The 206-nt window shown below is 49.0% G+C and carries 1 tRNA gene; it reads left to right on the top strand.

Going from position 1 to position 206, the window contains the following annotated elements:
• The first annotated feature begins 59 nt into the window (after nt 1–59).
• Nucleotides 60–133 (top strand) — tRNA-Trp (locus ACX9YW_RS23880).
• Nucleotides 134–206: the final 73 nt, after the last annotated feature.

The following is a 206-nucleotide window of genomic DNA, read 5'->3' as shown; positions in this document are numbered from 1 at the left end:
TGTAAATCCGCTCCCTGTGGGTTCGGCGGTTCGAATCCGTCCCCCACCACCATTTATATAGGGGTATAGTTTAAAGGTAGAACGAAGGTCTCCAAAACCTTTGGTGTGGGTTCGATTCCTACTACCCCTGCCAATTAAAGTTTTTCATATGATGGCGGTCGTGGTGAAGTGGTTAACACGCCAGATTGTGGCTCTGGTATTCGGGG

This window comes from Pseudoneobacillus rhizolycopersici, from assembly GCF_054786815.1.
Note: the sequence above shows the minus strand (reverse complement) of the source record. Positions and strands in the feature narration are given on the sequence as shown.